The organism is Streptomyces inhibens (genome assembly GCF_003389455.1).
Classification (GTDB): domain Bacteria; phylum Actinomycetota; class Actinomycetes; order Streptomycetales; family Streptomycetaceae; genus Streptomyces; species Streptomyces inhibens.
Window position 1 is genome coordinate 1 of the sequence record NZ_QUAC01000333.1, and the last position, 3,524, is coordinate 3,524.

The window sequence follows — 3,524 nt, forward strand, 5'->3', positions numbered from 1 at the left end:
GACCGGGGCGCGGCGTCCGCAGGGCGCCCTGGGCAAGCTGCATCTGGCGGCGACCGTGCAGGCCGCGGCGCCGCACCAGCGGGCGCGCGGCCGCAGCGGGCGCGGGCTGGTGGTGCGCCGGGACGATCTGCGGGAGGCGGTGCGCGAGGGCCGGGAGGGCAATCTCGTGCTGTTCGTCGTGGATGCGTCGGGTTCGATGGCGGCGCGGAAGCGGATGAGCGCCGTCAAGGGGGCGGTGCTCTCGCTGCTGCTGGACGCCTATCAGCGGCGCGACAAGATCGGCATGATCACCTTCCGGGGCGGCGGCGCCGAGCTGGCGCTGCCCCCGACGTCGTCGGTCGAGGCGGGTGCCGCGCGGCTGGAGCAGCTGCCGACGGGCGGCCGTACGCCGCTGGCGGAGGGGCTGCTGAGGGCCCATGAGGTGCTGCGGGTGGAGCGGATGCGGGACGCCTCGCGGCGGCCGCTGCTGGTGGTCGTCACCGACGGGCGGGCGACCGGCGGCCCGGAGCCGGTGGTGCGGGCCTCCCGCGCGGCCCGGCTGCTGGCCGCCGGGGGCACCGCTTCGGTGGTCGTGGACTGCGAGGCGGGCCCGGTGCGGCTGGGGCTGGCCGGCGAGCTGGCCCGTGAGCTCCAGGGCACCGCGATCACCCTCGACGAGCTGCGCGCGGACAGCGTCTCCGCGCTCGTACGGACCGTGCAAGGCAACAGGAAGGCCGCGTAATGCCGCAGGGACAGCCGTCCGTCGTACCGAACGACGGGCTCACCACCCGCCAGCGCCGTAACCGCCCGCTGGTGTTCGTCCACACCGGCCAGGGCAAGGGCAAGTCCACCGCCGCCTTCGGGCTGGCGCTGCGCGCCTGGAACCAGGGCTGGCCGGTCGGGGTGTTCCAGTTCGTGAAGTCGGCGAAGTGGAAGGTCGGCGAGGAGCGGGCGCTGAAGGTGCTCGGCGACTCCGGCGAGGGCGGCAGCGTCGCCTGGCACAAGATGGGCGAGGGCTGGTCCTGGGTGCAGCGCGACATCACCTCCAGCGAGGACGCGGCGCGCGAGGGCTGGGAGCAGGTCAAGCGGGATCTGGCCGCGGAGACCTACAAGCTGCTGGTGCTGGACGAGTTCGCGTATCCGCTGAAGTGGGGCTGGATCGACACCGAGGAGGTGGTGTCGGTGCTGCGCGACCGCCCCGGTACGCAGCATGTCGTCATCACCGGGCGGGGCGCGCCCGAGCCGCTGCTGGACTTCGCCGATCTGGTGACGGACATGACGAAGGTCAAGCACCCGATGGACGAGGGCCAGAAGGGCCAGCGGGGCATCGAATGGTGAGCCGGGCAAGCATGGCGAGTACGGCATGAGCGGCGGCTCGATCCCGCGGCTGGTGATCGCCGCGCCGTCGTCGGGCGCGGGGAAGACGACGGTGGCCACCGGGCTGATGGCGGCGTTCGCCGAGGCCGGGCTCGTGGTGTCGCCGCACAAGGTGGGTCCCGACTACATCGATCCGGGCTATCACTCGCTGGCCACCGGGCGCCCCGGCCGCAATCTGGACGCCTATCTGTGCGGTCCGGACCGGATCGCACCGCTGTTCCTGCACGGCGCGGCGGGCGCCGATCTCGCCGTCGTCGAGGGCGTGATGGGGCTGTTCGACGGGGCGTCCGGGATGGGCGAGCTGTCCTCGACGGCGCATGTGGCGAAGCTGCTGCGGGCGCCGGTGGTGCTGGTGGTGGACGCGTCCTCGCAGTCGAGGTCGGTGGCCGCGCTGGTGCACGGCTTCGCTTCGTGGGATCCGGAGGTACGGCTGGCCGGGGTGATCCTCAACAAGGTCGGCTCGGACCGCCACGAGGAGCTGCTGCGCGAGGCGATGGGCTCCTCCGGTGTGCCGGTGCTCGGCGCGCTGCGGCGTGACGGGCTGGCCGGTACGCCCTCGCGGCATCTGGGCCTGGTGCCGGTGGCCGAACGGCGGGCCGAGGCGGTGGAGTCGGTGCGTGAACTCGCCGCGCGGGTGCGGGCGGGCTGTGATCTGGAGGCGCTGCTGGCGCTGGCACGGACGGTGCCGGAGCTGCCGGACGCGGCGTGGGACCCGGCGGCGGAGGTGGCCGCGGCCGGGGGCACCGCCGCGGGTGCCCGCTCCCCCGCGAGGCCGCTGATCGCCGTCGCGGGCGGCGCCGCGTTCACCTTCTCGTACGCCGAACACGCCGAACTGCTGGCCGCCGCGGGCGCCGAGGTGGCCCCGTTCGACCCGCTGCGGGACGAACAACTGCCGCCCGGTACCCAGGGTTTGGTGATCGGCGGCGGCTTCCCCGAGGTGTATGCGCCGGATCTGTCGGCGAACGCGCCGCTGCGCGTGGCGGTGGCCGCGCTGGCCGCCTCGGGGGCACCGGTGTCCGCCGAATGCGCCGGGCTGCTCTATCTGTCCCGGTCCATCGACGGCAGGCCGATGTGCGGGGTGCTGCCCGCCGAGGCCCGGATGACCGAGCGGCTCACCCTCGGCTACCGGGAGGCGGTGGCGCTGCGGGACAACGCGCTGGCCGCGGCCGGGACCCGGGTGCGCGGCCATGAGTTCCACCGCACGGCGCTGGAGCCGGGCGCAGGCACGGACCCGGCATGGGGCCTGACGCATCCGGAGCGGCGGGTGGAGGGCTTTGTGACCGGCGGGGTGCATGCCTCGTATCTGCATGTGCACTGGGCCGCCGAGCCGTCGCTGGCCCGGCGGCTGGTGGCGGGCGCGGCGCGGGGTGCGGTCGCCCCGGGTGCCGCGCGATGACGGGCGGCGCCCCCGCCGTCCTCGACCACCTCGTCTACGCCACCCCGGACCTGGAGCGCACGGTCGCCGAGGTCGCCGAGCTGACCGGCGTACGGCCGGTGCGCGGCGGCAGCCATCCGGGCCGGGGCACCCGCAATCATCTGCTGGGCCTGGGCGGCGGGGCGTACTTCGAGATCATCGGGCCCGATCCGGAGCAGCCGGCGCCGGACGGGCCGCGGTGGTTCGGCATCGATGCGCTGACGGGGCCGCGGCTGGTCACCTGGGCGGTCCGGGTCACCGGCATCGCCGGCCGGGTCGCCGAGGCGCGGGCGCGGGGCTACGACCCGGGTGACCCGGTGGCGATGGCCCGGCGGACGCCGGACGGCGGGCGGATCGACTGGCAGCTGACCCCTCCGGGGGCGGGCGAAGGGCTGGGGCGTGTCTCCCCGGTCTCCCTAGCCCCCTTCCTGCTCGACTGGGGCGCGACCCCGCATCCGTCCGGCAGCGGGCTCCCACTGCTGCCGCTCGTCTCGCTCGACGCGACGCACTCCGACCCCGAGGCGGCCCGGGCCGCGTGGGCGGCGCTGGGCGTGCGGTGGCCGGGTGAGCCGGTCGCCGGCGGGCCCGCCCAGCTCACCGCGGTACTGGAGGGCCGGCACGGCCGGGTGGCGTTCGGGCGGGGAGCCGTCGCCGTATGAGACGCCGGGCGGCGGGTACGCGGGGGCCCGGCCAGGGCGCGGAGCCGGGCGCCGGGGCGGCACCGGTGGCCGGTGACGGCGCACCGCTGGTCGTC

4 protein-coding genes are annotated in these 3,524 nt (G+C 75.7%); all 4 read left to right on the forward strand.

Features of this window, described 5'->3' with window-relative positions:
• Positions 1–721 (forward strand): vWA domain-containing protein (locus DY245_RS33965; RefSeq protein WP_128510983.1); only part of this gene is annotated, 721 nt, incomplete at its 5' end.
• Positions 721–1,317: a cob(I)yrinic acid a,c-diamide adenosyltransferase gene (cobO, locus tag DY245_RS33970; RefSeq protein WP_128510984.1), complete on the forward strand. Its 597-nt coding sequence runs from the start codon at positions 721–723 to the stop codon at positions 1,315–1,317. The genes DY245_RS33965 and cobO, both read left to right, overlap by 1 nt.
• A gap of 25 nt (positions 1,318–1,342) precedes the next feature.
• Complete coding sequence (locus tag DY245_RS33975; RefSeq protein ID WP_128510985.1) at positions 1,343–2,752, forward strand: cobyrinic acid a,c-diamide synthase CobB; 1,410 nt, start codon at positions 1,343–1,345, stop codon at positions 2,750–2,752.
• Positions 2,749–3,429, forward strand: a complete 681-nt coding sequence (locus DY245_RS33980; protein ID WP_128510986.1) for a VOC family protein — start codon at positions 2,749–2,751, stop codon at positions 3,427–3,429. The genes DY245_RS33975 and DY245_RS33980 overlap by 4 nt, the downstream gene beginning before the upstream one ends.
• The last annotated feature ends 95 nt before the right edge of the window (positions 3,430–3,524 follow it).